General features: G+C 31.2%; 22 protein-coding genes, 2 tRNA genes and 1 pseudogene. 20 read left to right on the top strand and 5 right to left on the bottom strand.

Annotated elements, in window-relative coordinates:
- Positions 1–11: 11 nt before the first annotated feature.
- Positions 12–827 carry a peptidylprolyl isomerase SalC gene (salC, locus tag AJ888_RS01990; RefSeq protein WP_002861980.1) on the bottom strand — a complete coding sequence of 272 codons (816 nt, stop codon included), beginning with the start codon at positions 825–827 and terminating at the stop codon, positions 12–14.
- 64 nt (positions 828–891) lie between these two features.
- Between salC and gltX the strand changes: the two are divergent.
- From gltX to AJ888_RS01970, 4 genes and pseudogenes are all read left to right on the top strand, one after another.
- Positions 892–2,284, top strand: a pseudogene (gene gltX, locus AJ888_RS01985) (glutamate--tRNA ligase).
- 1 nt (position 2,285) lies between these two features.
- A complete protein-coding gene (locus AJ888_RS01980; RefSeq protein WP_002861978.1) occupies positions 2,286–3,521 on the top strand; it encodes a malic enzyme-like NAD(P)-binding protein in 1,236 nt (411 codons plus the stop codon).
- Complete coding sequence (gene upp / locus AJ888_RS01975; protein WP_002861977.1) at positions 3,518–4,144, top strand: uracil phosphoribosyltransferase; 627 nt, start codon at positions 3,518–3,520, stop codon at positions 4,142–4,144. The genes AJ888_RS01980 and upp overlap by 4 nt, the downstream gene beginning before the upstream one ends.
- A gap of 5 nt (positions 4,145–4,149) precedes the next feature.
- Positions 4,150–4,821 (top strand): MqnA/MqnD/SBP family protein, encoded by a 672-nt coding sequence (locus AJ888_RS01970; RefSeq protein WP_002861976.1) that lies wholly within the window; start codon positions 4,150–4,152, stop codon positions 4,819–4,821.
- Here AJ888_RS01970 and AJ888_RS01965 read toward each other — a convergent pair.
- The gene (locus tag AJ888_RS01965) at positions 4,818–5,468 is read right to left on the bottom strand and encodes a potassium channel family protein (RefSeq protein WP_002861975.1); all 651 of its coding nucleotides are present in this window, start codon (positions 5,466–5,468) and stop codon (positions 4,818–4,820) included. The two genes, AJ888_RS01970 and AJ888_RS01965, sit on opposite strands and share 4 nt — an antisense overlap.
- Positions 5,469–5,478: 10 nt before the next feature.
- Entirely contained in the window at positions 5,479–6,822 is a 1,344-nt protein-coding gene (locus tag AJ888_RS01960; protein ID WP_002861974.1) for a TrkH family potassium uptake protein, read from the bottom strand.
- A 140-nt stretch (positions 6,823–6,962) separates the two neighbouring features.
- Here AJ888_RS01960 and AJ888_RS01955 point away from each other — a divergent pair.
- Positions 6,963–7,038, top strand: a tRNA-Phe gene (locus tag AJ888_RS01955).
- Positions 7,039–7,145: 107 nt separating this feature from the next.
- Here AJ888_RS01955 and AJ888_RS01950 read toward each other — a convergent pair.
- Both AJ888_RS01950 and AJ888_RS01945 read right to left on the bottom strand, forming a co-directional pair.
- Positions 7,146–7,222: transfer RNA gene (locus tag AJ888_RS01950), tRNA-Ile, on the bottom strand.
- A 54-nt stretch (positions 7,223–7,276) separates the two neighbouring features.
- Positions 7,277–8,377 carry an FtsW/RodA/SpoVE family cell cycle protein gene (locus AJ888_RS01945; RefSeq protein ID WP_002861973.1) on the bottom strand — a complete coding sequence of 367 codons (1,101 nt, stop codon included), beginning with the start codon at positions 8,375–8,377 and terminating at the stop codon, positions 7,277–7,279.
- A 77-nt stretch (positions 8,378–8,454) separates the two neighbouring features.
- Here AJ888_RS01945 and AJ888_RS01940 point away from each other — a divergent pair, with 77 nt between their 5' ends.
- The 15 genes from AJ888_RS01940 to AJ888_RS01870 all read left to right on the top strand — a co-directional run bounded on the left by AJ888_RS01940 (position 8,455) and on the right by AJ888_RS01870 (position 26,783).
- Complete coding sequence (locus AJ888_RS01940; protein WP_002861972.1) at positions 8,455–9,423, top strand: RluA family pseudouridine synthase; 969 nt, start codon at positions 8,455–8,457, stop codon at positions 9,421–9,423.
- Positions 9,368–10,603, top strand: coding sequence for a fibronectin type III domain-containing protein (locus AJ888_RS01935; RefSeq protein WP_074470159.1), 1,236 nt, complete (start codon positions 9,368–9,370; stop codon positions 10,601–10,603). The genes AJ888_RS01940 and AJ888_RS01935 overlap by 56 nt, the downstream gene beginning before the upstream one ends.
- The gene (gene trmB / locus AJ888_RS01930) at positions 10,603–11,781 is read left to right on the top strand and encodes a tRNA (guanosine(46)-N7)-methyltransferase TrmB (RefSeq protein WP_002861970.1); all 1,179 of its coding nucleotides are present in this window, start codon (positions 10,603–10,605) and stop codon (positions 11,779–11,781) included. Before AJ888_RS01935 ends, trmB begins: the two co-directional genes overlap by 1 nt.
- A gap of 69 nt (positions 11,782–11,850) precedes the next feature.
- A complete protein-coding gene (locus AJ888_RS01925; RefSeq protein WP_002856386.1) occupies positions 11,851–12,516 on the top strand; it encodes a cell division ATP-binding protein FtsE in 666 nt (221 codons plus the stop codon).
- Entirely contained in the window at positions 12,503–13,309 is an 807-nt protein-coding gene (locus AJ888_RS01920) for an FtsX-like permease family protein (protein WP_002861969.1), read from the top strand. Before AJ888_RS01925 ends, AJ888_RS01920 begins: the two co-directional genes overlap by 14 nt.
- Positions 13,306–14,499, top strand: a complete 1,194-nt coding sequence (locus tag AJ888_RS01915) for a murein hydrolase activator EnvC family protein (protein ID WP_002861968.1) — start codon at positions 13,306–13,308, stop codon at positions 14,497–14,499. The genes AJ888_RS01920 and AJ888_RS01915 overlap by 4 nt, the downstream gene beginning before the upstream one ends.
- A 51-nt stretch (positions 14,500–14,550) precedes the next feature.
- A complete protein-coding gene (pyrH, locus tag AJ888_RS01910; RefSeq protein ID WP_002861967.1) occupies positions 14,551–15,270 on the top strand; it encodes a UMP kinase in 720 nt (239 codons plus the stop codon).
- A gap of 10 nt (positions 15,271–15,280) precedes the next feature.
- Positions 15,281–15,505 carry a DNA-directed RNA polymerase subunit omega gene (locus tag AJ888_RS01905; protein ID WP_002853464.1) on the top strand — a complete coding sequence of 75 codons (225 nt, stop codon included), beginning with the start codon at positions 15,281–15,283 and terminating at the stop codon, positions 15,503–15,505.
- Positions 15,489–17,684, top strand: coding sequence for a RelA/SpoT family protein (locus tag AJ888_RS01900; protein WP_002861966.1), 2,196 nt, complete (start codon positions 15,489–15,491; stop codon positions 17,682–17,684). Before AJ888_RS01905 ends, AJ888_RS01900 begins: the two co-directional genes overlap by 17 nt.
- A gap of 11 nt (positions 17,685–17,695) precedes the next feature.
- Complete coding sequence (gene tyrS / locus AJ888_RS01895; protein WP_002861965.1) at positions 17,696–18,901, top strand: tyrosine--tRNA ligase; 1,206 nt, start codon at positions 17,696–17,698, stop codon at positions 18,899–18,901.
- The gene (locus AJ888_RS01890; RefSeq protein ID WP_002861964.1) at positions 18,898–19,989 is read left to right on the top strand and encodes a nitronate monooxygenase; all 1,092 of its coding nucleotides are present in this window, start codon (positions 18,898–18,900) and stop codon (positions 19,987–19,989) included. Before tyrS ends, AJ888_RS01890 begins: the two co-directional genes overlap by 4 nt.
- On the top strand, positions 19,989–21,968 hold the full coding sequence (locus tag AJ888_RS01885) for an N-acetylmuramoyl-L-alanine amidase (RefSeq protein WP_002861963.1): 1,980 nt from the start codon (positions 19,989–19,991) through the stop codon (positions 21,966–21,968). The genes AJ888_RS01890 and AJ888_RS01885 overlap by 1 nt, the downstream gene beginning before the upstream one ends.
- On the top strand, positions 21,965–23,806 hold the full coding sequence (gene mnmC / locus AJ888_RS01880; protein WP_002861962.1) for a bifunctional tRNA (5-methylaminomethyl-2-thiouridine)(34)-methyltransferase MnmD/FAD-dependent 5-carboxymethylaminomethyl-2-thiouridine(34) oxidoreductase MnmC: 1,842 nt from the start codon (positions 21,965–21,967) through the stop codon (positions 23,804–23,806). Before AJ888_RS01885 ends, mnmC begins: the two co-directional genes overlap by 4 nt.
- Positions 23,807–23,925: 119 nt before the next feature.
- Complete coding sequence (locus AJ888_RS01875) at positions 23,926–25,065, top strand: hydrogenase small subunit (RefSeq protein WP_002861961.1); 1,140 nt, start codon at positions 23,926–23,928, stop codon at positions 25,063–25,065.
- Positions 25,066–25,067: 2 nt separating this feature from the next.
- On the top strand, positions 25,068–26,783 hold the full coding sequence (locus tag AJ888_RS01870; protein ID WP_002861960.1) for a nickel-dependent hydrogenase large subunit: 1,716 nt from the start codon (positions 25,068–25,070) through the stop codon (positions 26,781–26,783).
- Positions 26,784–26,791 lie beyond the last annotated feature (8 nt).

Genomic DNA, 26,791 nt, shown 5'->3' with positions numbered 1-26,791 from the left:
AATTGTAATTTTTATCTTAAATATTCTATATTGATTTTAGAGCGGAGTTTATCAAAATAATCCTGTATGAAATTTTGTCTTTGTTCGCTTACATAAGCGTTTAAAACTTCATTTTTAACTTGCTCATATTCAGGAGTTTGTGCTCCATCTTTGCTTTTAACTTCATAAAGTTCATAGCCATTTTTTCCATTTAAAACAGGGGAAAAGCCTCCAACAGGAATTTGCGATAAAAGCCCTAAAAGTCTTGGATCGGCATTGCTTGTGTTTAAAGATGCATTTTGTGGTTTAAGGATTGTTTTTTTTGTATTTTTGATATTTTCTAAAGTTTGAGGATTGTTTGATAAATAAATATTTGCATTAATTTGTGTATAAAAAGTGAATTTATCTTTATTTTGTTCGAAAAATTTTTTTGCTCCATCATCACTAAAATCAGTTTTTGCCATACTTGCGATTTTTTCATAAAGCTTTCTTTTTTCTAAATCTTTTTTTAAATTTGCACGAAATTGTTCATAGCTTTGATTTTTGGATTTTAAATTTGCTTTGAAAGCATTTAAAGTAGTTTTGTTTTGAGCAAGCATTTTATTTATAGCATCATCAAGCTCTAGATCATTGACTACAATACCCAGTTGTTTCATTTGTGAAATTTCCATTTTTTCATTGATGAGTACGCCTAAAGCTTGATTTCTATCAATTTTAAGTACTTTCATAGTTTGATCTATATCATAAGTTGTAATAGGCTCTTTGTCTACAACTACAGCTATAGCATTAATGGTATTTGCACTAGCTAAACTTGCAAAAAATGCAAAACTTAATAAAATTTTTTTCATTTCAAACCTTTATTTAAGTATAAATATCGCATTATATCAATAAAAATTTAAGAAAAGGCAAAAAATGCACGAAAAACTTACAACGCGTTTTGCTCCAAGCCCAACAGGGTATTTGCACATAGGTGGACTTAGAACAGCTCTTTATAATTATTTATACGCTAGAAAAAATGGTGGAAATTTTTTACTTCGTATTGAAGATACGGATTTAAAAAGAAATTCCAAAGAAGCTACTAAAGCAATTATCGAAGCTTTTAAATGGTGTGGTTTAGAACATGATGGAGAAGTAACTTACCAATCAGAGCGTTTTGATCTTTATAAAGAATATGTCAAAAAGCTTTTAGATGAAGACAAGGCGTATTATTGTTATATGAGTAAAGAAGAATTAGAAGAATTGCGCGCCAAGCAAGAAGCCGTCAAAGAGCGCCCAAGATATGATGGAAGATATAGAGAATTTAAAGGCACGCCACCTCAGGGTATAGAACCTGTTGTGCGTATTAAAGCACCTCAAAGCGGCGAGATTATTTTTGAAGACGGGATTAAAGGCGAGGTAAAATTTAAAGCAGAGGATATAATGGATGATTTTATCATTGCAAGAAGTGATGGAACTCCAACTTATAATTTTACTGTTGTTATTGATGATGCTTTAATGGGGGTAAGTGATGTGATTCGTGGGGATGATCATCTTTCAAATACTCCTAAACAAATTGTGCTTTATGAGGCATTGGGCTTTAAAATTCCTAAATTTTTTCATGTGGCTATGATACATGGAGAAGATGGTAAAAAGCTTTCAAAAAGACATGGGGCAACTGATGTTATGGAATACAAAGAAATGGGAATTTTACCTCAAGCTTTACTTAATTTTCTTGTGCGTTTAGGTTGGAGTCATGGTGATGATGAGGTTTTTTCACTAGAAGATTTGAAAAAACTTTTTGATCCTTATCATATCAATAAAAGTGCATCTTGTTATAATGCTAAAAAGCTTGAATGGCTTAATGCTCATTATATTAAAACTCTACCTTTTGAAGAGATTAACCGTCAGCTTAAAGATCTTGGCTTTGATTTATCTGTTTATGAAAAGGCAGGATTTTTACTTGATTTATTAAGAGAGCGTGCAAAAACCTTGCATGATATTATCAATGGTGCAAAAAGCATAGTTAATGCACCGCAAAATTATGATGAAAATGCAGTGCAAAAATTTGTTAACGAAAATAATTTAGAATTGCTCCAAGCATTTGCTAATACACTTAAAGATCAAAAAACAGGTAAAGATTTTGAAGATTTTACAAATGATTTTTTAGAAAAAAAAGAAGCAAAGTTAAAAGATTTGGCTCAGCCTATACGCATAGCTTTAACAGGGAGTGCGGTAAGTCCTAGTATTTTTGAAGTATTAGAATTTTTAGGGGTTGATGAGTGTAAAAAAAGAATAGAAAATTTTTTTAAAAGTTAGAGGAAAATAAAATGAATTTAAAAGAAGAAGCTTTAAAATACCATTTAGGTGGGAAAATTGATATTGTACCAAGTAAGCCGATGGCTACAAGTTATGATCTATCTTTGGCGTATAGCCCAGGAGTTGCAGAACCTTGCCTTGAAATCGCTAAAGATAATGAGCTTGCTTATACTTATACAAATAAGGCTAATTTGGTAGCTATAGTTAGCGATGGTTCTGCTGTTTTAGGACTTGGAAACATAGGAGCACAGGCTTCAAAACCTGTTATGGAAGGTAAGGCTTGTTTGTTTAAAAAATTTGCAAATGTTAATGCTTATGATATAGAAATTGATGTTCATAGTGTGGAAGAGATTGTAAATTTTTGCAAAGCTTTGGCTCCGACTGTGGGTGGGATAAATTTAGAAGATATAGCTGCTCCAAAATGTTTTGAAATTGAAGCGGCTTTGCAAGATTTAGGAATTCCTGTAATGCATGATGATCAGCATGGAACGGCTATTATTTCAACTGCGGGACTTATGAATGCTATGGAGATAAGCGGTAAAAAATTTAAAGACATTAAGGTGGTTGTAAGTGGCGCAGGTGCCGCAGGTATAGCAAGTGCTAAGATGTATAGAAATTTAGGGGTCGAAAATATTATTTTAGTAGATAGCAAAGGTGTTGTTTCTAAGGATAGAAATGACTTAACTCCTCAAAAGCTTGAATTTGCTGTTGATTCTAAGGAAAAGACTTTAAAAGAAGTTTTAAAAGGAGCTGATGTTTTCCTAGGACTTAGTGCGCCAAAAATTCTTGATGATGAAATGGTTTTAAGTATGGCAAAAGATCCTGTAATTTTTGCTTTGGCAAATCCTATCCCTGAAGTGATGCCTGAAGATGTGGCTAGACTTAGAAAAGATGCGATTGTAGGAACAGGAAGAAGTGATTATCCAAATCAAATCAATAATGTTTTAGGTTTTCCTTTTATTTTCCGTGGGGCTTTAGATGTGCGTGCAAGTAAAATCACTGAAAATATGAAAGTAGCTGCTGCTAAAGCATTAGCAGATCTTGCAAAACTTCCTGTAAGTGATGCGGTTAAAAAGGCTTATAATTTAAGCGCTTTAGAATTTGGAAGAGAATATGTTATACCAAAACCTTTTGATGAAAGAGTAAAAGCTGCAGTAAGTACAGCTGTAGCAGCAGCTGCGGTAAAAGATGGTGTGGCTAAGGTGAAAAATTTTAACGAGAAAGCTTATTTTGAAAGCTTAAAATGAAAAATATTCATTGTATCAATCATCCATTGATCGAACATAAATTAGGAATTTTAAGGGCTAAAGAGACAAAGCCCTTTCAATTTCGCATGTTAATCGATGAAATTTCATCTTTTTTGCTTTTTGAAGCGAGTAAAGATTTTTCTTTAAAAGAAATTGAAATTTCAACACCTATACAAAAAACTACAGTAAAAAAACTTGATGAAAAAATTATGATTTGCCCTATTTTAAGAGCTGCATTAGGAATGCTTGAAAGTGTTTTTAAGATGATTCCTGATGCAAGTGTTGGATTTTTGGGATTTGTAAGAAATGAAGAAACTTTAAAGGCGGATTTTTATTTTCAAAAACTTCCCAAAGATGCAAAACAACGCACCGCTATTGTCATAGATCCTATGTTTGCTACAGGTGGAACTGCTATAGAGGCTTGTAATTTTTTAAAAAGCCAAGGAGTTAAAAAAATAAAATTTATATCCATACTTGCTACTCCACAAGGTTTGCAAAAATTTAGCCAAATGCATGATGATGTAGAAGTTTTTGTGGCTTGTATTGATGAAGGTTTAAATGAAAAAGGTTATATTATACCAGGACTTGGAGATGCAGGAGATAGAGTGTTTAACACTCTTTAAAAGAGATGATTTTTGGAAAAATTGATTATATTAATCTTTTGCCTTTACATATATATCTTAAGAAATATCCCTTACCTAATGGTTATAAAGCAAGCATGGAGTATAAAAAAGGAGTTCCAAGTAAGCTAAATAAAGATTTATTTTATAGAAGAATTGATGCAGCTATCATTTCAAGCATAGAAAGTGCTAGAAAAAAATATAAAAATTTAGATTTGGGTATCTGTGCTAATAAAAGAGTTTTAAGTGTTTTAGTAGAAAAAAATACATCAAATGCTAAAGATCCAAGTTCAGCAACTTCAAATGCTTTAGCTAAAGTATTAAAACAAGATGGAAAAGTAATTATAGGTGACAAGGCTTTAAAGCTTTATCTAAAAGATCCTTCTAAATATATCGATTTATGTGCAAAATGGCACGAAAAAACAGGATTGCCTTTTGTTTTTGCTAGATTTTCTTGTGTGCAAAAAAAAGCTTTATATAAACAAATTTTGAAAAAATTTTCAAAAACAAAGATTAAAATTCCTTATTATATACTGCAAAATTATGCCAAAACAAGGGATTTGGATGTAAAAGATGTTAGATATTATTTAGATGAAGTTATATATCATAAAATTTCTACTAAAGAAAAAACAGCCTTAAAGCGTTTTGTAAAGGCTTGCAAGGCTTTAAATCTTACTTAGTATTCAAATTCTCTAAGTTCTTTAACTGTTCCAAGAAGTATTACAACATCTCCACTATAAACTGTTGTGGTTTCTAAATCAGGTAGTATTTCCCAGTCGCTATTTAATTTTTTATAAGAAATCACTTTCATATTTTGTGCTACATGTTTTAAAGAATTTCCTGCTAATTTTTCATCTATATTGATCTTAATAGCTCGTATAGTATTTGCTGAAAGATCAAAAACTTCATAATCGGCATCTTTGGTTAAAAATTCTTTTACTAGTCTTTTAGCGCTTTCTTTTTCAGGATAAATAACCTTTGTTGCGCCTAACTTAGAAAGAATTTGACCATGGATATTAGAGGTTGCTTTAGCAATGATGTTTTTAACGCCTATATCTTTAAGTGCCATAAGAGTAAGGATTGATTTTTCAACATTTTCTCCTATGCTAACAATAACAACTTCAACATCATGAAAGCCTGCTTCTTTTAGAGCTGAAATATTTGTAGAATCTAAAATATAAGCATAGCTTGGAGGATTTTGTATGCTTTTTAAAGTTTCCTCATCTTTATCCGCAACGATAACAGTATGACCTCCAGCAATGAGTTCATCTGCTACAACTGAGCCAAATTTTCCAAGTCCTATAATTCCATAATTAAGATTTTTCACGATTTTACCTTTATAAATTAACCTTTCCTTCAGGGAATTTTAAATGAATAGCTTTGTCTTGTTTGAATACCGAGAGTAAAAAAGCAAAAACACCTATCCTGCCACTTAGCATCATAATGATGATAATCACCTTGCTAGGATCACTAAACAAAGCGCATAAAGATAAAGTTCCACCATTTCCTACTGAAATTCCTACGGTTGCAAAAGCTGAAGAAGTTTCAAAAAGCAAGGCTATAAAATCAAAATTTGACTCTAGCAAGGAAAGCAAAATAACAGCTATTACTATATAAACAGCTGAACCTACAGCTATAATAAAAGCTTTAGATATAGTTTCTCTTGGAATTTCATGTCCAAAAATTCTAACTCTTCCATCTCGGATACTCCAATAAGCATAGAGTAATAAAACCATTACAGTTGTTACTTTCATACCCCCAGCTGTTCCTCCTGGTGCACCACCAATAACCATAAACAATGATCCAAAAAATAAGCTCGCATCATGCAAATGTCCCATATCTAAGGTGTTAAATCCTGCTGTGCGGTAATTAATAGCGATAAAATATGAGCTTAAAATTTTATCAAAAAATGAAAAATGTCCTATAGTTTGAGGATTTGAGTATTCAAAAGCAAAAATAATAAGCGTTGAAGAGAAAATAAGAAAAATACTTGCAATAACAACCATTTTTGTATGTAGGCTTAAATTTTGCAATTTTTTTCTTTGAAAAAAGTATAATTCAACCAAAACAAAATATCCAAGCCCTCCAATAATAATCAAAGAAGTGATAATAAGATTAATTGCTATATCATGTTTGTAAGCTATAAGTCCATGTTCAAATATGGTAAACCCAGAATTATTAAAAGCGCTAATAGAATGAAAAATTCCAAACCATAAAGCTTTCTTAAAATTCATTTCAAGGGCAAAACGCATGGTAAGAAGTATAGCACCTATCAATTCTATAGTAAAAATGAACAGTAAAACCTTTTTAAAAAATTTAAATAAACCATCCATTGATGGATAAAATAAAGACTCTTTTAGTAAATTTCTTGCACTAAATCCCACTTTTTTGCGTATGAGTATATAAACAAACAAACCTATACCCATATATCCCAAGCCTCCAATTTGCACCAAAGCCAAGATAATAATTTGTCCTGCTAAGGTAAAATCAACCGCAGTGTTCTTAACTGCTAATCCTGTCATACTAACAGCAGATGTGCTTGTAAAAAAGGCATCTAAAAAATCAATAGGAGTTGTATGTGCCCAGCTTGAATGTAGCAATAAAGCCCCAAACAATGCAATAATAATATAACCAGCTAGTAAAATTTTAAAAGTTCGTCTATCTAGTCCAAATTGTTTCAAAAAATTTCCATTTGATAATGATCTAAAGCGGGTATTCTATCTTATTAAAACTTTAAGGGAAATAAAATTTTATTTTTGTATTTAAACTTAAATTAAAGAAAAAAAGATATAATTACATTTTTACTTTCATCAAACTAAGTGGTTGGATAGCTCAGTCGGTAGAGCAGCAGACTGAAAATCTGCGTGTCGGCAGTTCGATTCTGCCTCTAACCACCACTTTATCTTTCAAAAAATCACATCACATATTTTTTTATACAAGACCGAAATATTTAAAGGACTAAAAATTATTATTTTAAAGAGAGAGTCTATAGCTTATAATAGAATGGTGGATTTAGCAGGACTCGAACCTGCGACCAACCGGTTATGAGCCGGTTGCTCTAACCAACTGAGCTATAAATCCGCCTAAAGTTGAATTAAAAGATAAAATTATATCTTATTAATGCTTAAAAATATTTTATTTAGCCTTTATATCCGTCCAAAAATATCTAAAAGTGATTAAATGCTGTAAAATTCCAAAAAAAATCATAAAAATAGTAAAAGAACTTCCACCATAACTAAAAAAAGGCAAAGGGATTCCAACTACTGGTGCAAAACCTATAGTCATTGAGATATTTACTGCTGCATAAATAAAAATAAATAATGCAACACAATTAATAGCAACTCTAGTAAAATAATCATCTTTAAGTTTATAATTTAAACTAAGTAGATGAAAAATAAGTAAAATATAAAATATAATTAATGTCAAACCCCCAATAAATCCAAATCTTTCTATCATGTAAGCGAAGATAAAATCACTTGTTGAAATAGGTAAAAATTTAAAATGAGTTTGCGTAGCTTCATCTTGAGATTTTCCAGTTAAACCACCATTTCCAATGGCTATCATTGATTGGGCTACTTGATAACTTGGTTTTTCTGAAATAAAATCATGAATTCTTTGCTTTTGGTAGGGCTTTAAAAGATGTGTATAAATAATAGGAGAACTAATGCTTATAGCTATAACAATACTTAACCAAATTTTATAATGAACTCCCATGATAAAAAGAACTCCAAAACCAACAAGTAGTAAAACCATAGCACTTCCTAAATCAGGTTCTTTTGCAATTAGCAAAAAAGGTAAGATGATGTAAAAGCTAAGTTTGATGAATTGTTTAAGTTTGTATCCATTTTTTGGAGGAGGATTTTGATAAATAAGATAAGCAAGCATTAAAATAAAACTAGGTTTAAAAATTTCAGAAGGTTGTATAGTAAAGTGAGTAAAAGGAATTTCAAGCCATCTTTTAGCACCTAATTTTTCAACCCCAAAAATATCTACGCTTAGCAATAAAAAAATATTAATCCAATAAGCAACAGGAATAATCCAAATAAATTTCCTTATGGGAAAGAAGAAAAAAACCATAAAAGCAAACAATCCCACACAGGCATAAACAAACTGTTTTTCTGCTAAAAAAGGATTAGCTTCAAAGATCAAGAAAAATGAAATAAGAATTATAGGTAAAAATAAAATGGGTTGCATATAGTCAAAATGAGTTAAAATTCTTCTATCTAATCTAAACAAAATTTGCCTTCAGTTAGTAATATAAAGCTATAATTATAAACTAAGATTTTAAATTTATCAAAACCTCCAAGGAAAAAATGCAAACTTTTTTAGTAGATGAAAATTCAAGGCTTGATGTGTTTTTGGCTAAAAAATTAAACCAAAGTCGCAATCAAGTTGCTTTACTTATAGAAAAAGATTGCGTACAGGTTAATGATAAAATTCAAGATAAAAATTCATTTAAGCTTAAAAATGGTGATATCATTTCTATTGCAAGCTTAAAGCTTTATGATGAGATAAAACCTCAGTTTGAAGTGGATTTTGATATTGATGTGTTATACGAAGATGAAGATTTGCTTGTTTTAAATAAACCTTCAAATTTAGTCGTTCATGGAGCAAGTAGTGTTAAAAATGCCACTTTAGTGGATTGGTTAATAGAAAAAAAATATACTTTATCAAATTTAGGAGGAGAGATAAGAGCTGGTCTTGTTCATAGATTAGATAAAGATACAAGCGGAGCTATACTAATAGCGAAAAATAATTTCACCCACCAAAGATTAAGCGAACAGCTTGCAGATAAAAGCATGGGAAGAATTTATCTTGCGTTAATTGATTTGCCACTAAAAGAAGATAAAATTATAGTAGAAAAATTTTTAATGCGTTCGCCTTCTAATGCTATTAAAAAAATAGCCATAGATAAGGAAAATAAATTCAGTAAAAATGCAAAATCAGCTTTCATAAATGTAGTAAAAACTGAAAATTTAACTCTGATGGCTGCTAAGCTTTTTACAGGAAGAACTCATCAAATTAGAGCGCATTTGGCTAGTTTAAATCGCCATATTTTGGGCGATAGTTTGTATGGTTATAAGGGTAAGTATGATTGTAGGATAATGTTGCATGCCTATTTTTTGTATTTTATCCATCCAAAAACTAAAGAGCAAATTTTTGTTAAAGCACCTTTGATGGAAGATTTTAAAAACATTATGTTTGAACAAATTAATTTAGGAGAGAATGATGAAAAGATTTCGCTTGAGTTTTTACTTGAGTTTTTTAACTCTTTTGCTTAGCGCTTGTAGTGTTTCGCAAATGAATTCGCTAGCTTCAAGTAAAGAGCCTGCCGTAAATGAAAGCTTACCAAAGGTTGAAAGTTTAAAAAGTCTTAGTGATATGAGTAATATTGCTTTTGAATGGGAGCCTTTATATAATGAAAATATCAAAGGATTTTATTTGTATCGTTCTAGTGATGAAAATCCTGATTTTAAACTTGTAGGCACTATTAAAGATAAGTTTCAAACTCATTATGTAGATACTAAATTAGAGCCTGGTACTAAGTATCGTTATATGATGAAAAGCTTTAATGAGCAAGGACAAATTTCAGAAGATGGCAAGGTTATAGAAGTGAGCACAGCTCCAAGACTTGAAGCTGTTCCTTTTATTCAAGCTGTGACCAATTTGCCTAATCGTATTAAACTTATTTGGCGTCCGCATCCTGATTTTAGGGTTGATTCTTATATTATTGAAAGAACTAAAGGTGATGATAAAGAATTTAAAAAAATTGCAGAAGTAAAAAATCGCTTAAACGCTGAATACATCGATAGTGATTTAAAACCTAATGAAAATTCAAGTTATAGAATTATTGCTGTGAGTTTTAATGGGATAAAGAGTGAGCCAAGTCAAGTTGTAAGTTCTACAAGCAAGGCTTTACCCCCTCAAGTTGAGCATTTAAGTGCTAGCACAGATGGTTCTAATAAAATCATTTTAACTTGGGATGCTCCTACATATGAAGATTTTTCTTATTATAAAGTTTATTCTACGAGCTCAAGCTTCCTTCCTTTTAGTGTTTTGGCAAAGACTGATAAAAATTCTTATGAGGATATAGTAGAAGGAGCAGGTAAAAGCAAGTATTATAAAGTAACAATAGTGGATAAAGATGGTCTTGAAAGTCCTATGCCAAAAGATGGTGTAGAGGGTAGAACTTTAGATAATCCTTTGGCTCCTAGTATTATTTTGGCTCAAAGCACAAGCGAAGGGATAAATTTAGAATGGAGTGATAATGATACTAGAGCTGTTGAATATGAAGTAAGACGCTATGGTGGAGAGCAAAATGCAGTTTTTAAAGGCATTAAAGAAAAGCGATTAAAAGATGTAAAAGCTTTACCAGGGGTGGAATATAGTTATGAAGTTATTGCTATTGATTCGGCTGGGCTTCGTTCAGAACCTTCAAGCAAAGTTAAGGCGGCTCAGTAGTGCCAAATTTTAGAAGCAAAAAGATCAAAGAAATGAATCTGCCTTATAGCAAGGATGATGTTGAATTTCTTTGGTTTGCTAAGAATGATAATGTTAGTCTTATTTATACAAAGGTTCAAGAAGAGAGTTTTTTTCTGCAGATTAAAAAAACACAAAATGGTTTTGTGATTAAAGGCGATAAACATATAAAACCTTCTAAAATAGGTTATCTACAAAAGGCTTTAAAAATCTTTAAAGAAGGTTTTTGTGAGGATATTATCAATGAAGCTTTTGGACTTAAAAACAATGCTTTAATTGAAAAAACACCATTTATTGTTGATAGCTTTGATGAACTTTTATCTAGACTTCAAGGTAAAATTTATATAGAAATAGGCTTTGGATCAGGAAGACATTTGCTTTATCAAGCAAAAGAAAATCCGAATGTTTTAATTTTAGGGGTGGAAATTTACAATCCAGCTTTAACTCAAGTAGCTAAACTTGCTAAGGCACAAAATGTAAATAATATTTTGCTAATCCAAAGTGATGCGAGATTGTTATTGAGTGTATTAAAATCAAAATCAGTTGAAAAAATTTTTTTACATTTTCCTGTTCCTTGGGACAAAAAGCCTCATAGGCGAGTTATTGGGAAGGATTTTTGCAAAGAATGTGCTAGGGTTTTAGTTCAAAATGGTCGTTTTGAACTTAGAACAGATAGTTTTGAGTATTTTAATTTTACTTTAAAGCAATTTTTGACTTTTCCTGCTCCAAAATTTAGTCTTAGAAAAAATGAAAATTTAGAAATTTCAAGCAAATATGAAGATAGATGGAAAAAGCAAGAAAAAAATATATATGATCTTTGGGTGTGGAATTTTAACCAAGAATGTAAAAACTATGAGTTAAATGAATTTAATCTCTCATCAGTTGAATTTTCTAAAGAGGATTTAAAAAAAATAGAGCAGAACTTTAAAAATATTACTATAAAAAAAGATGATTTTTTCTTGCATTTTGAAAGCATCTATAAACAAGATGAGAATTTGCTTTTAAAGGTTGCTTTTGGAGCTTTTAATAAGCCTGAACATTGTTATTTACATCTTGATAAAACGATTAATTTTGCTTTTAAAGAACCATTTAAAATTCAAGAAAATATTAAAGCGATAAATGAATTAAAAGAAATTTTAAAAGTTCAGTTTAAAATATAATTTTTCTTGAAGATTAAGCAAAAATAAAGCATAATTTAAAAATTTAAAAAGGGAAATTAAGGAAAAAGGATGCCTAATTTAATCCAAGCAAATAAACTTACTTTAGGTTATGATGAACTAGTTATTAAAGAAGCGAGTTTTGCTTTTAAGGATGATGATTTTGTTTTTATTACGGGTAAAAGTGGGAGTGGTAAGAGTACGCTTTTAAAGTCTTTTTATGGAGATTTAGAACCTATTTCTGGTAAGCTTGAAGTATGTGGATCTTTGATGAATAAAATTGGAAATTTAGAACTTTTAAAATTGCGTCAAAGAATAGGGATTATTTTTCAAGATTATAAACTTGTACAAGAATATAGTGTTGAAAAAAATGTTATGTTGCCTTTAATGATTAAAGGTTATAGTAAAAAAGTATGCCATGATCAAGCTGCTAAGCTTTTAAAGCATGTAAATTTAACTTTTAAAGCAGATAAATTGCCTAATCAACTTAGTGGTGGTGAGCAACAACGCGTCGCTATGGCTAGGGCTTTAGCTCATAATCCAAAGCTTTTGCTTTGCGATGAGCCAACGGGAAATTTGGACGAGTATTCTTCTGATATTATATGGACTCTTTTAAAGTCTGCTAGAGAACTTTTAGGAACTTGTGTTATAGTGGTAACACATAGAATTCCTAGCAATTTAAGAGTGGATTATCGTCGTTTTAATATAGAAAATGGAAAAATGAATGAAATTTTTTAAAACACATTTATCTTTAATTTTATCTTTATTGTTTATGATGTTTGCTTTTGAGTTTATTTTGATTACAAATGCAACTTTAAAACATTATGAAGAACTTGTTAATAAAGATTATAATATTATAGTTGTCAGTAAAACTGAACTTGATCAGAATGTGGTAAAAACAAAAGTACCATTTTTTGCTGGACTTGAATCTTTAGATCCTAAGGATTTAATCGATCGTTTGAAAAATGATGTTTCTGAAAAGAATTTGAAAGTTTTAAAAGATTCTCTGCCAAAATTTTATACTTTAAAATTAAATTCTTTGCCTGATCAAAATGAACTAAATTCAATTAAAAATCAACTTTTAAATATTGTAGGTGTTAGCAAGGTTGAAACTTTTTCTAAAACCCATGATAAGATATACTCTTTGCTTATTTTGATGAAATTTGTTTTTTGGTTGTTTTTATTTATCATTATTTTGCTTGCCTTTGTTTTGTTTTTAAAACAGATGAGAATTTGGCTTTATGAACATACCGATCGTATTGAAATTATGTGTTTATTTGGAGCTCCGTTTTGGTTTAGATCTTTTATGCTTTATAAGGTGGTTGTGGTTGATTGTTTTATTGCTTTTGTTATTTTACTTGCCTTTTTTACGCAAATTTTTGATCTTTCTATTATCCAAGAAAGTTTAAAGGCTGTAGATATTATTTTTCCACCTATTAATTTTATTTTACATTTGACTTTAATTTTTTTAGCTACTTTGTTTATTTGCTTGTTGTGTGTAAATACGGTTATGTTTAAGGTTAAAAGATGAGAAAAAATATTCTTATCTTTTTTTGTTTTTTTTTATTTGTTGATATAAGTTTAGCAAACGCTATAAATGAAAAAACAAAAAGTTTAGAAGAAAATAAACGCATACAAGAACAGCTAAATAAAAAACTTGAAGATTTGGCTAGTGATATTTTAAATGGTGAAAAAAGTTTGAAAGATTTAAGTTTGCAAATTGAAAGCTTAAATTCACAAACTTCTAAGCTTGAAGCAAGTGCTAAGGCTCAAAATCAAGAGTTAAACACCCTTACAAGCCAAAATGAAGATTTGCTTAAAAGTAAATCAAATATGGAAGGTAAGCTTATATCTTTAATGGCTAAAGATTTTGCTTATGATTTACCTATCCCTCAAGGCTATATTGAAAGTGAAGAAAGTTTTATGGCTTTTGAAATTTTAGGAAGTTTAAACAAAGTTTTAAATGAAGAAATTTTTAAAATTTCTAAAGATTATGAGGGAGTAAGCAGGCTTATTGATGATAAACAAGCTCAGATTAAGAAAATCAATGAAAGTCTTAAGGATTACAACGCTCAATTAGCCAAGCTTCAAAGTTTAAAACAAAAACAAATTAGCGAAATTAATAAACAAAAAACAGATCGAGCTATATATGCAAAAAAACTCGATGATTTGCAAGCTCAGCAAGAAGAGCTTAGAAAAACATTAAATCAATTAAAAATTATTAATGATAAAGAAGATGCAAATTCAAACAAAAATGATACTAAAATAGTAAAAAATAATCAACAAATAAGGCAATTAGGTTCAAGCTATCAAGGAAGTTCAGTCAAGCGTTACACAGGAAAAAAAACCATAGCTCCATTGGATTCTTTTACTGTGAAGCAAAAATTTGGAAATTATGTTGATCCTGTTTACAATCTTAAAATTTTTAACGAGAATGTAGTTTTAAGAAGCAATAAAAGCGATGCAGTTGTTAAAAATGTGCTAGATGGAAAAATAGTTTTTGCCAAAGATACTAGTATGTTAGCTCGAGTTGTTATTGTTGAACATGATAATGGCATACATACAATATACGCACATTTAGATAAGATTGCTCCTAATATTAAAGTTGGTAAGAATATCAAAAAAGGTGCCGTAGTGGGTAGAATAAAAAATGATCTTACTTTTGAAGTAACTCAAAAAAATTTTCATATCAATCCTTTGGAACTCATTAGCTTAAATTAGCTAAATTTAATGGAATTTAAAATATAATTTCAAGTTAAATAAGGAGAAATAATGCAAGAGAGAAAAAGAGTTTTAGTAAAATTTTCAGGAGAGGCTTTAGCAGGTGAAAATGGCTTTGGTATAGAAAATTCTATTTTAAAATTCATAGCTTCAGAGATTAAAGAACTTATAAAAAATCAAATAGAAGTAGGCATAGTTATAGGCGGTGGTAATATTATTCGCGGAGTAAGTGCTGCTAAGGGCGGATTGATTAAAAGGACAAGTGGAGATCATATGGGAATGCTTGCTACAGTTATCAATGCTATTGCCATTCAAGAAGCCTTGGAAAGCTCTGGGCTTGAAGTGAGGGTTCAAAGTGCTATTCAGATGGAAGCATTTTGTGAAACTTATATTATGAGAAGAGCACAAAGACACTTAGAAAAGGGTCGTGTTGTGGTTTTTGCTGCAGGCACTGGAAATCCTTATTTTACTACAGATACAACAGCTATTTTAAGAGCTGTAGAAATTGATGCAGATATGGTAATAAAAGCTACAAAAGTTAATGGAGTTTATGATAAAGATCCAAAAAAATTTGATGATGCAGTATTTTTAAATACTTTAAGTTATGATGAGGCTATGCAAGATAATATTAAAGTGATGGATGATACAGCGATAGCTTTAGCTAAAGACAACAAACTTCCTATAGTGGTTTGTAATATGTTTGAAGAGGGTAATTTGCTTAAAATTATACAAGGTGATACTAGCCTTTGTTCAATCGTTAAAAATAATTAAGGAGAAAATTATGGATAAAAGAATAGAAGAAGTAGCGGCAAAAGCTTTGGAAAAAATGGGCAATGATAGATATCGTCTTTCTTTAGTGGTGGCAAAAAGAGCAGAGCAATTAGCAAATGGTGCGACTCCTTTAGTGGATTTTGATAAAAATAAAAATAAACTTGCAGATATAGCTTTATATGAAATTGCAGAAAATAAAATCACTTTAGAGGGTTTAGTTGAAACCAATCGATGAAGAATTATTACTTGAACAATTAATCGATAATGTAAAAAATTGTAAAGATTTAGAAGCTGCTAAGGCTTTGCTTTTCGAAATTTGTGGCCATGATGCCATTCTTGAAAAAGCAGTAGATTACTGTATATTTTGCCATGAAGGGCAGTTTAGAAAAAGTGGAGAGCCTTATGCGGTACATCCTATTTTAGTAGCAACACTGGTTGGATTTTTAAGTGAAAATAAAAGCAATATTTTAGCTGCTTTATTGCATGATGTGATCGAAGATACAAACTGCACCGAAGAAGAACTTAGAGAGCAGTTTGGTTCTGAGGTTTTAAAACTTGTTTTAGGACTTACTAAAATTATAGAAATTAGAGAAGATAATCTCATTTCATCAAAATCTAAAAAAAGTTTAACTAAATCAGCCTTGACTTTCAGAAATATGCTTTTAGCAAGTATTGAAGATGTTGGGGTTTTGATTGTGAAGTTATGCGATAGGTTGCATAATATGCTTACTCTTGATATTCTAAGAGAAGATAAGCAAAAAAGAATCAGCGAAGAAACTTTAGTTGTATATGCCCCAATAGCTCATAGACTTGGTATTTCAAGCATAAAAAATTATTTGGAAGATCTTAGTTTTAAATATCTTATGCCAGATGAGTATAAGCTTATTGACAATTATATCAATTCCAATAATCAAGAAATGCAATTAGGTTTAAATGAATTTATTTCCAAAATCGAACTTTTATTTTTGAGCAATGGCTTTAGACAAGGTAGTTTTGAAATTCAAAAACGCATTAAGCATAGTTATTCTATTTATCTTAAAATGCAAAGAAAAGGCATTGGTATTGAAGAAGTTCTTGATTTACTTGGGGTAAGAATTTTGGTTGAAAAAGTAAGTGATTGTTACTTGGCTTTGGGAATTTTACATACGCATTTTAATCCCTTGGTTTCGCGTTTTAAGGATTATATAGCCTTGCCTAAACAAAATGGTTATCAAACCATACATACCACACTTTTTGATACTAAAAGTATTATAGAAGCACAAATTCGAACTTTTGATATGCATAAAATTGCGGAATTTGGTATAGCAGCGCATTGGAAATATAAAGAAGATGGCAGCGTGGTTGCACCTCGTCTTGATTGGCTTACAGATATTTCAATGCAAAGTATAAACAATCTTGAAAATGCAGAAGATTATAATGCTATTGAACTTTATGAATATGCTAAAGATAGTCTTTATGTTGAAGATGTTGCAGTTTATTCTCCTAAGGGAGAAATTTTCACTTTGCCTCGTGGTGCAACGGTTCTTGATTTTGCTTATGAAGTGCATACCAAAGTAGGGCTTCATGCAAAAAGCGCTTATGTAAATCGTATTAAAGTGCCTTTGTTAACTGAGCTTAAAAATGGCGATATTGTGCGAGTGGTTACTAGCAATGATAAATTTTATCGCTGTTCTTGGATAGATAGTGTTAAAACAGGAAAAGCAAAAGCAAGTATAAGGGAATTTTGTAAGCAAAAAATCAGAGAGATTAATCTAGCAAGTTCTATTAATATGTTAAGTTTTATTTTTGGAGTTGATAAAAACAGAATTGAAACTTGGATAGAAAAAGAAAATTTAGCCAGACGTATTAGACAAGTAGCAACAGATAGTGCTTATTTGAAAGATATAGTTAATGGTCTTAAAAAATACGCCAAGAAGTCATATTGGTTTGATAAATATGAGATTAAAGAACAAAAAATAGGAAATTTTACTCTATATTGTAACCATAAAATTGCTAATGTGGATTTTGATTTTTGCTGCCATCCAAAAAGAGGTGATGCTGTTTTAGCTTTTGTTAAAGGTGGTAACGCTATTGTCCATCATAAGCTTTGCGATAGAGCTGATAAAATGATAGATAATAATCAAGATATGGTATTTATAAAATGGGATTCTAACATCCCTAAATCTTATAAATTGATTTTTTCTTTGGAAAATAAAAAAGGTGTTTTAGCGGAATTTTTGGCATTTTTAGCTAAAATGCAGATAAATCTATTAACAATTAATTTATCAAGTGATTTAAATTCGGCGGTAGATTATTTTGAGATTACAATGGAAATTCCTGATAATATCAATCCAGATAGTGTCAAGGATAGGTTAAAATCTCGTTGTAAAATTTTAGATTTTACATCTTTAAATGATGCTTATAAAGAAGGTTAAAAAGGTTTATTATGGATATAAAAAAAATATTAGCAGAAGTTAAGCGTGGCTGTGCAGAGCTTATTGATGAAGAAAGAATAGAAAATTTAATTAAAAATTATTATGAAAAGGGTGAAAATTTCTTTATAAAGGCAGGGTTTGATCCTACAGCGCCTGATTTACATTTAGGCCATAGTGTGGTTTTAACAAAAATGGCTTTTTTGCAAAAACATGGAGCTATTGTGCAGTTTTTGATTGGAGATTTTACGGGACAAATTGGCGATCCAAGTGGAAAAAGTGCAACGCGTAAAAAGCTGGATAAAGAGCAAGTTTTAATCAATGCTAAAACTTATGAAACGCAGGTTTTTAAGGTTTTGGATAAAGAAAAAACACAGATTAAGTTTAATTCTACTTGGCTTAATGAACTTGGAGCTGCGGGTATAGTAGAGCTTACTTCAACTTTTAGTGTAGCTAGAATGCTTGAGCGTGACGATTTTACCAAGAGATTTAAAGAGCAAAGCCCTATTTCGATTTGCGAGTTTTTGTATCCTTTACTTCAAGGATATGATAGCGTGGCTTTAAAAAGCGATATTGAAATGGGCGGAACGGATCAAAAATTTAATCTTTTAATGGGAAGACAGCTTCAAAGGGTTTATAACATAGGAAAAGAACAAGCTGTGATTATGATGCCTTTACTCGAAGGTTTAGATGGTGTAAACAAAATGAGTAAGAGTTTAAATAATTACATTGGTGTTACAGAAAAAGCTAATGATATGTATGCTAAAATTTTAAGTATTAGCGATGAATTGATGTTTAGATATTATGAACTTTTAAGTCAAAAAAGCCTAGAAGAAATCGCGCAAATAAAAAAAGATATAGAACAAGGCAATTTACATCCTAAAAAAGCTAAAGAAAATTTAGCTTTAGAGATTACGGAGCGTTTTCACTCCAAAGAAGAGGCTAATAATGCTAAGTCTGAATTTGATAGAATTCATTCTCAAAATGCTTTACCAAGTGATATGGCTGAGTTTGAAATACAAGGAAAAATTTGGCTTGCTAAGGCTTTGGTTGAATGTGGTTTGGAAAGTTCTACTTCTGCGGCAAGAAGAAGCATCAGTGCTAATGCAGTAAGTGTAAATTCTCAAAAAGTTAGCGACGAGCAAATGCATTTAGAACGAGGAGAATACATCTTACAAATAGGTAAAAGAAAATTTGCAAAATTAAAGGTAAAAGAATGAATTTACAACCCTTACAAATAGGAAAACATACTATAAAATATCCCATTTTTCAAGGGGGAATGGGACTAGGCATAAGCTGGGATAGATTAGCTTCTGCAGTTTCTTTAAATGGTGGACTTGGGATCATTTCTTCTGTGGGAACAGGATATTATGAAGAAAGAAAGTATGCGAGTAAAGAATTAAACGCTAAGCCTTATGGAAGTGAAAATTTTTACTCACGCAAGGGTTTGCAAGCTTTAATTAATAATGCAAGAAAAGTTTGTGGCGATGCACCTTTGGGGTGTAATATCTTATGTGCAAGTAATGATTATGCAAGAATAGCACGCGATGCTTGTGAGGTTGGTTTTAATGTGATTGTTTCAGGCGCTGGACTTCCTACAAATTTACCTGAATTTACTGTAGATTTTCCTGATGTGGCTTTAGTGCCTATTATTTCATCTGCAAAGGCTTTAAAAATTATTTGCAAAAGATGGCAAAGCCGTTACAACCGCCTACCTGATGCAGTGGTTTTAGAAGGGCCAAAAAGTGGAGGTCATCAAGGTTTTACTTATGAGCAGTGCTTAGATCCAAATTATCAGCTAGAAAAATTAATCGCTCCTGTGGTAGAAGAGGCTAAAAATTGGGGATCTTTTCCTGTGATTGCTGCAGGTGGAATTTGGGATAAAAAAGATATAGAAAACGCTATTTCTTTAGGAGCTAGTGGTGTTCAAATGGGAACGCGTTTCATAGGAACTTTTGAATGTGATGCAAGTGAAGAGTTTAAAAGCGTTTTGCTAGCTTCTAAAGAAGAAGATATAGAGCTTATTAAATCTCCTGTGGGCTATCCTGCTCGTGGAGTTAGAACCAATCTTTTAAATTTGGTAGATAAAAGAATGGGTCCAAAGATCAATTGTATAAGCAATTGTGTAGCGCCTTGTGGACGCGGAAAAGAGGCGACTAAAGTAGGCTATTGTATAGCAGATAGGCTTTTTGATGCGTGGTCAGGTAAAAAAGAAACAGGACTTTTCTTTACAGGTGCAAATGGATATCGTTTAGATAAACTTATCAGCGTTAAAGAACTTATGGAAAAATTGGTTAATGGTGAATAATGGCTAAAATTTTTGTATTTTTAGTATTTGTTTTCACAACTCTTTTTGGAGCTTATGAAAATGAACTTGCAAATTTCGATAAAAATTTTATCAGTTCTAAAAGCGAAGTGCAAGTAAAATTTCATCATCAGCTAAAAAGCCTTTATATACAAAGTGTTATCAATGAAGATGAAAAAACTAAAATTGAAATCTTAAAAAGATTGATCATCAGTTCAAATACTTTAAATTTAGACGACAAGTCATATGCTAATGAGTTAAAAGAAAGTGGTATAAGTGAAGCAAGTATCAATGCTTTAAGAAAGGCTGTTATTAAAGATATTAAGGTTCAAAATATTTCTCAAGATACTGAAAAATCAACTTTTAAACCTGTAAAAACAGTTCAAAAAAGTGAAAAAAAATCACCTAATGAACAAATAAAAAATATAGAAAAAATAGATTCTAAAACTTCACAAGAGCCAAAGAGTAGTATCGTTTCTAAAACAAAAAGTGATGATAAAATTTATGTTTTAAAGTCAAGTAAAACAAGCCAAGGTGTAGAGCTTGAATTAAATACAAATTTAGATAAGAATCAATTAAAAAGTTTTGCTTTAGATGAAAAAGGAAACTATCGTTTTATTAGTGATTTTGATGGGGTTTTAGAAGGAGGTAAAAAAGAGTTTAAATTTGATGACTATCGTTTAGTGATTTCACAATTTAATCCCAAAACCATACGCATAGTGGTTTATGCTAAAGAAAAAATTCCTATTGAAATATCTTTTAAAGAAGAAAAAATAATTTTTTCAAAAGAAATTACTAGCCAAAAAAAGACTGAGCAAGTTAGTAAAATTTCAGAGAAAAAGCAAGATCAAAAAACAGAAATTAAAACCAAAGTTTTAGAAATAAAAAAACAAGATAAAAAAACCAATAACGAAAAAGAAGATCAAGGACCTTTATATGTTTTAGATGTGGATAAAATTTCTAACGCTGTGGTGTTAAATTTGAGCGATGATTTGGATGAAAAAGAAATAGCAATATTTGAAACCAAAGATCAAAAATTCCGATATATTGTAAGTTTTAAAGGTGTGTTAGAAGGTAATAGAAAAAGCTTTACCTTTGGACAAAATACAATTGTCGTTACGCAATATAATCCAAAAATTGTTCGTGTGGTTTTGAGTGCTCCTAAAGAATTTAAACTTTTAAAAAAGTTGGATAATAAAAATCTCACTTTAGGTTTTCATGCGCAAACTTCAAGTCAAAGTGTAGATAAAAAAGCAACTCAAAGCTTTAATAAAACCTTAAGTACGAGATACAAATCAGGAAAACTTATAGTTATCGATGCGGGGCATGGTGGAAAAGATAGCGGTGCTCTAAGTGATAAAAAAGGAAGTTTAAAAGAAAAAGATATAGTTTTAAGCGCGGCTTTAAAACTTGGAAATGAACTTAAAAAACGCGGTTATAAAGTGCTTTACACTAGAAGTTCGGATAAATTTATCAATCTTCGCGATAGAACTAAATATGCTAATGATAAAAGAGCGGATTTGTTTATCTCTATACATGCTAATGCAGCACCCAATGCTGCCAAGGCCAAAAGTAGCGAAGGCGTGGAAACTTTCTTTTTAAGTCCTGCAAGAAGCGAAAGAAGTAAAAAAGCAGCAGAAAAAGAAAATAAAGGGGATTTTGAAGAGATTAATTATTTCTCAAAACAAAGTATTTTAAATTTCTTAAATCGTGAAAAAATCGTTGCTTCAAATAAACTAGCCATTGATGTACAAAAAAATATACTCATTCAAACACGCAAAAAGTATAAAATTGTAGACGGCGGTGTAAGAGAAGCACCTTTTTGGGTTTTAGTGGGTGCGCAAATGCCTGCAATTTTGATTGAAATTGGCTATATTACACATCCAAATGAAGGTAAAAGAATCGCCAATAAAGTTTTTCAAGATTTATTGGTTAAGGGTATTGCTGATGGAGTTGAGAGTTATTTTTATAACAACCGATGAAAAAAGCTAAGCTAATTTTTAAGGATAATACTCCTTTTTCTTTGGATTTTGATGATTTTTATTTTAATTCCAAAGATGGCTTAAATGAAAGCAAATTTGTTTACACTCATTCTTTTGAATGGAAAAATCAAGAAAATTTCATTATCGCAGAGAGTGGTTTTGGCATAGGTTTAAATTTTTTTCTTACTTTGAAACGCTTTTTAGAAACCACTCCTTTTAAGCGTCCTAAAAAACTTTTTTATATCAGTATAGAAGCTTTTTATATTGAAAAAGAACAATTAAGAGAAATTTACCAAAAACTAGGATTTTATGAAGAGTTTAAAGAGCTTTTAGAGCAATTTTTAAAATTTTATCCTAAGGCTAAAGAAGGGATTTATCGTTTTTATTTTGAAGATTGTTTTTTAGACCTTGTTTTTGAAGATATTGCTATTTTAAAAGAATTGGATTTTAAAGCTGATATTTGGTATTTAGATGGATTTTCTCCAAATAAAAACTCGCAAATGTTTGATGAAAATTTAATTTTTGAAGTGGCAAGACTTTCTAAAAAAAATACACAAATTTGCACCTTTTCTTCGGCAAGTTTTTTGCAAAAAAATTTAAAAAAATATGGCTTTAGAGTAGAAAAAACCAAAGGTTTTAGAAAAAGAGAAATGATTAAAGCTTATTTGGAAAATGAGCTTGAGTTTAAAGATAAAGAAGCGTATTTTTCAAGAACATTTTCATCTTTAAAAAATAAAAAAGTAGCTATTATTGGTGCGGGTATATCAAGTGCTGTTCTAGCTTATGAGCTTAGTTTAAGGGGTTTTGAAATAGATGTTTTTGAAAAACATTTAGAACTAGGCAAGGGTGCAAGTGGAAATGAAAGTGGAATTTTAAGCTCTTTAATCTTAAAGCCTAAGGTAAATTTAGGGGAATTTTCAGAGCTTTCTTTTATAGAAGCAAGCCGTTTTTATAGACAAATTTTAGATTTAGAATTTAAGGGTGTGGTGGAGTTTGCACATAATGATTTGATGCAAGAAAGATTTGACACACAAAGAGAAAATGTTTTGTTTAAAATTTCAAAAAATCAAGCTTTTTTAGAAGAGGGTGGAGTGATTTTTCCAAAAAATTTGGTTAAAAATCTTTTTGAAAAAAGTAAAGCTTGTATATATTTTAATCATGAATTTCAAGCTTATAAATTTGAAAATGAATGTTTTACTTTAAAATTTAAAAATGATATTGTTAAAAGTGATTATGCGGTTTTGATTTATGCTATGGGTGCAGATACAAAAGATTTTGTTTTTTATGATGAGATGAAATTAAGCAAAGTAAGAGGTCAAGTTACACATCTAAAACCTTTTTTAGACTCTCCATTTCCTTTATCTTCTAAGGCTTATATTTGCCCTATAAAAGATGATTTGCAAGTGATTGGAGCAAGTTATGATAGGCTTGATACAAGTTTAGAATCAAAAGAAGAAGATGATAAACAAAATATAGAAAATATAGCCGAATTTATAGATAAAAATACAAAATTAGAAATCATAGGTTCTAAGGTAGGTTTTAGATCTTATTCGAGCGATCGCTTTATGATAGTTGGAAATGCTTATGATGAAGTGTTTTATAAAGAAGAATATAAAGCTTTATTATGGACAAAAAACAAGGAGCAAAAACCAGCTAAAATGTCTTGTAATTTGTATTTTAATTTTGCTCATGGATCAAGGGGTTTTAGCACAAGTGTTTTAGCGGCAAGGTATTTGTGTGCATTGATAAATAATGAACCCTTGTGTTTAGAAAAAAAATACATCCACGCTATTCACCCTGCAAGATTTTTGATTCGCAAACTCAAAAAAGGTTTATGATTAAACTTTAATTAAGATTGATACTAATATTTGCTTATGAGAGTAAGTTTTTAATTTTATTTTAACTTCCTTTATTTTATTATTATAGAGAATAAATTTCATGTTATAAAGGAAATATAATGATTGATTATCATCAAATAGAGTCGCGTTTATCGGCTCTTGAAAAGCTTCCTTCTTTAAAAGACAATGATAGCATTGCAAAAGCATTAGAAAAGTCAGGTTTTTCTAGAAGGGATTTTATGAAATGGGCAGGTGCTATGACGGCATTTTTGGCTTTACCAGCGAGTTTTACTCCTATGGTAGCAAAAGCTGCTGAGCTTGCTGATAGACTTCCTGTTGTGTGGCTTCATATGGCTGAGTGTACAGGCTGTAGTGAGAGTTTGTTAAGAAGTGATACTCCAACGATTGATAGTTTGATTTTTGATTATATTTCTTTAGAATATCACGAAACAGTGATGGCTGCAGCAGGTTGGCAAGCTGAAGAAAATTTAGAAAGTGCCATTCAAAAGCATAAAAATAAATACATTTTAATGGTTGAAGGTGGTATCCCTATGGGTGATACAGAGCATTTTTTAACCATAGGTGCACATGGAAAAACAGGCTATGAGCTTTCAAAAATGGCAAGTGAAAATGCTTTGGCTATTTTTGCTATAGGAACCTGTTCTAGCTTTGGAGGAATCCAAGCAGCAAGACCAAATCCTAGTAATGCGCAGCCTTTAAGCAAAGTAACAAGCAAAACTGTGATCAATGTTCCCGGCTGTCCTCCAAGTGAAAAAAATATAGTGGGTAATGTGCTTCATTATTTATTATTTGGTGAGTTACCAGCACTTGATGTATATAATAGGCCAAAATGGGCTTATGGCTTAAGAATTCATGATCTTTGTGAAAGACGCGGACATTTTGATGCGGGTGAATTTGTGCATGCCTTTGGAGATGAAGGAGCAAAACAAGGTTTTTGTCTTTATAAAGTAGGCTGTAAAGGGCCTTATACTTTCAATAACTGTTCAAGAGAGAGATTTAACCAGCACACTTCTTGGCCTATTCAAGCAGGGCATGGTTGTATAGGTTGTTCTGAGCCCGATTTTTGGGATACTATGGGACCTTTTGAAGAGCCTATGGCTAGTCGTAAATTTGATACTGTTTTTGGTTTGGGCGCGGATAGTGTTTCAGATAAAATCGGCATAGGCGTGCTTACGCTCACAGGCGTTGCTATAGCAGCGCACGCAGTTATATCTTCCATGCAAAAAGATAAGGAATAAAAATGAGTCAAAAAATAATCGTAGATCCTATTACAAGAATTGAAGGGCATTTAAGAGTTGAAGTTGTTGTTGATGATAACAATGTGGTAAAAGAAGCTTATGCTGGCTCTACTTTGTGGCGTGGTATTGAAACCATAGTAAAAGGGCGTGATCCAAGAGATGCGGGTTTTATGACACAAAGAATTTGTGGAGTTTGCACTTTTTCACATTATAAAGCAGGTATAGTTGCTGTTGAAAATGCTTTAGGTATTACTCCGCCTTTAAATGCCCTTTTAACAAGAACTTTAATGAATGCGGCTTTATTCTTACACGATCATATTGTACATTTTTATCAACTTCATGGGCTTGATTGGGCTGATGTGGTAAGTGCTTTAAGTGCTGATGTTAAAAAAGCAAGCGATGAAGCTTTTAAATACACTCCAAATCCTTATGCAACAGGTGCAGATAAACTTCTTGAAGTGCAACAAAGACTTAAAACTTTCGTAGATAAAGGAAATTTAGGACCTTTTGCTAATGCGTACTATGGTCACCCAACTTATCGTTTAAGTCCTGAGCAAAATTTAATCGTTCTTTCTCACTATTTAGAATGTTTAAGAATCCAAAGAATCATTGCTCAATGTATGGCGATTTTTGGAGCTAAAAATCCACATCCACAAAGCTTAACTGTTGGTGGTGTAACTTGCGTTATGGATTTACTTGATCCTGCAAGAATGGGTGAATATATGGTTAAATTCCAAGAAGTACAAGACTTTGTTAATCGTGCGTATTATCCTGATCTTGTGATGGCAGGAAAAGCTTATGCGCATGAAGCAAGTGTTTTAAACGATATAGGGGTAAATAATCTTTACACCTTTAAAGAATTCCAACTCGGAAGAGATGAATGGCTTTTTGAAAGTGGTATTATCAAAAATGGAGATTTAAGCAAGGTTTATGAAGTAGAAGAAGATAAGATTACTGAAGAGGCAACTCATTCTTGGTATGCAGACAATGAACCTTTACATCCTTATGATGGCAAAACAAATCCAAATTATACAGGACTTGTAGATGGAGAAAGCGTAGATCATCATGGAAATAATGTTCATTCTAAAGTGTTTGATACTAAGGGTAAATATAGCTGGATTAAAGCTCCACGCTATGAAGGAAACCCTATGCAAGTAGGACCTTTAGCAAATATCGTTGTAAATTATGCCAAAGGTAATCAAAATGTTGTTCCTGTGGTAGATGAGTTCTTAAAAGAAACAGGACTTCCTTTAAATGCTGTATTTAGCACACTTGGAAGAACAGCTGCGCGTTGTATTGAGGCAAAAATCGTTGCAAATAATGCTTTAAAAGCGTTTAATAATTTAGTTGAAAATTTAAAAGTAGATCAGAGTACTTGCGCGCCTTATGTGATCGATAATTCTAAAGAATACAAAGGACGCTATATGGGGCATGTGCCACGCGGAACATTAAGTCATTGGTGTAGAATTAAAAATGGCGTCATTGAAAACTGGCAAGCTGTGGTGCCTTCTACTTGGAATGCAAGTCCAAAAGACGCAAATGGCGTAGGTGGAAGTTATGAGCAATGTTTGATAGGACTTAAAATCGCTGATGTAAAACAACCGCTTGAAATTATTAGAAAAATTCACTCTTATGATCCTTGTATTGCTTGTGCGGTGCATGTAATGGATACTAAGGGCAATAATCTAAGCGAATATAAAGTGAATGTCAATTTATAAGGAGGCTT

Source organism: Campylobacter sp. BCW_6467, assembly GCF_001762855.1.
Lineage (GTDB): Bacteria > Campylobacterota > Campylobacteria > Campylobacterales > Campylobacteraceae > Campylobacter_D > Campylobacter_D jejuni.
The sequence above is the reverse complement of the archived record's forward strand: the minus strand, read 5'-3'. Positions and strand labels throughout refer to the sequence as shown.

Bases quoted from the DNA above. Each gene is read 5' to 3' on its own strand.
- AJ888_RS01885 (WP_002861963.1), top strand. From the start codon at position 19,989: ATGGCTAAAATTTTTGTATTTTTAGTATTTGTTTTCACAACTCTTTTT.
- AJ888_RS01920 (WP_002861969.1), top strand. From the start codon at position 12,503: ATGAAATTTTTTAAAACACATTTATCTTTAATTTTATCTTTATTGTTT.
- AJ888_RS01935 (WP_074470159.1), top strand. From the start codon at position 9,368: ATGATGAAAAGATTTCGCTTGAGTTTTTACTTGAGTTTTTTAACTCTT.
- AJ888_RS01915 (WP_002861968.1), top strand. From the start codon at position 13,306: ATGAGAAAAAATATTCTTATCTTTTTTTGTTTTTTTTTATTTGTTGAT.
- AJ888_RS01875 (WP_002861961.1), top strand. From the start codon at position 23,926: ATGATTGATTATCATCAAATAGAGTCGCGTTTATCGGCTCTTGAAAAG.
- tyrS (WP_002861965.1), top strand. From the start codon at position 17,696: ATGGATATAAAAAAAATATTAGCAGAAGTTAAGCGTGGCTGTGCAGAG.
- AJ888_RS01925 (WP_002856386.1), top strand. From the start codon at position 11,851: ATGCCTAATTTAATCCAAGCAAATAAACTTACTTTAGGTTATGATGAA.
- AJ888_RS01980 (WP_002861978.1), top strand. From the start codon at position 2,286: ATGAATTTAAAAGAAGAAGCTTTAAAATACCATTTAGGTGGGAAAATT.
- AJ888_RS01970 (WP_002861976.1), top strand. From the start codon at position 4,150: ATGATTTTTGGAAAAATTGATTATATTAATCTTTTGCCTTTACATATA.
- AJ888_RS01940 (WP_002861972.1), top strand. From the start codon at position 8,455: ATGCAAACTTTTTTAGTAGATGAAAATTCAAGGCTTGATGTGTTTTTG.
- AJ888_RS01870 (WP_002861960.1), top strand. From the start codon at position 25,068: ATGAGTCAAAAAATAATCGTAGATCCTATTACAAGAATTGAAGGGCAT.
- AJ888_RS01905 (WP_002853464.1), top strand. From the start codon at position 15,281: ATGGATAAAAGAATAGAAGAAGTAGCGGCAAAAGCTTTGGAAAAAATG.
- pyrH (WP_002861967.1), top strand. From the start codon at position 14,551: ATGCAAGAGAGAAAAAGAGTTTTAGTAAAATTTTCAGGAGAGGCTTTA.
- upp (WP_002861977.1), top strand. From the start codon at position 3,518: ATGAAAAATATTCATTGTATCAATCATCCATTGATCGAACATAAATTA.
- mnmC (WP_002861962.1), top strand. From the start codon at position 21,965: ATGAAAAAAGCTAAGCTAATTTTTAAGGATAATACTCCTTTTTCTTTG.
- AJ888_RS01890 (WP_002861964.1), top strand. From the start codon at position 18,898: ATGAATTTACAACCCTTACAAATAGGAAAACATACTATAAAATATCCC.
- salC (WP_002861980.1), bottom strand. From the start codon at position 827: ATGAAAAAAATTTTATTAAGTTTTGCATTTTTTGCAAGTTTAGCTAGT.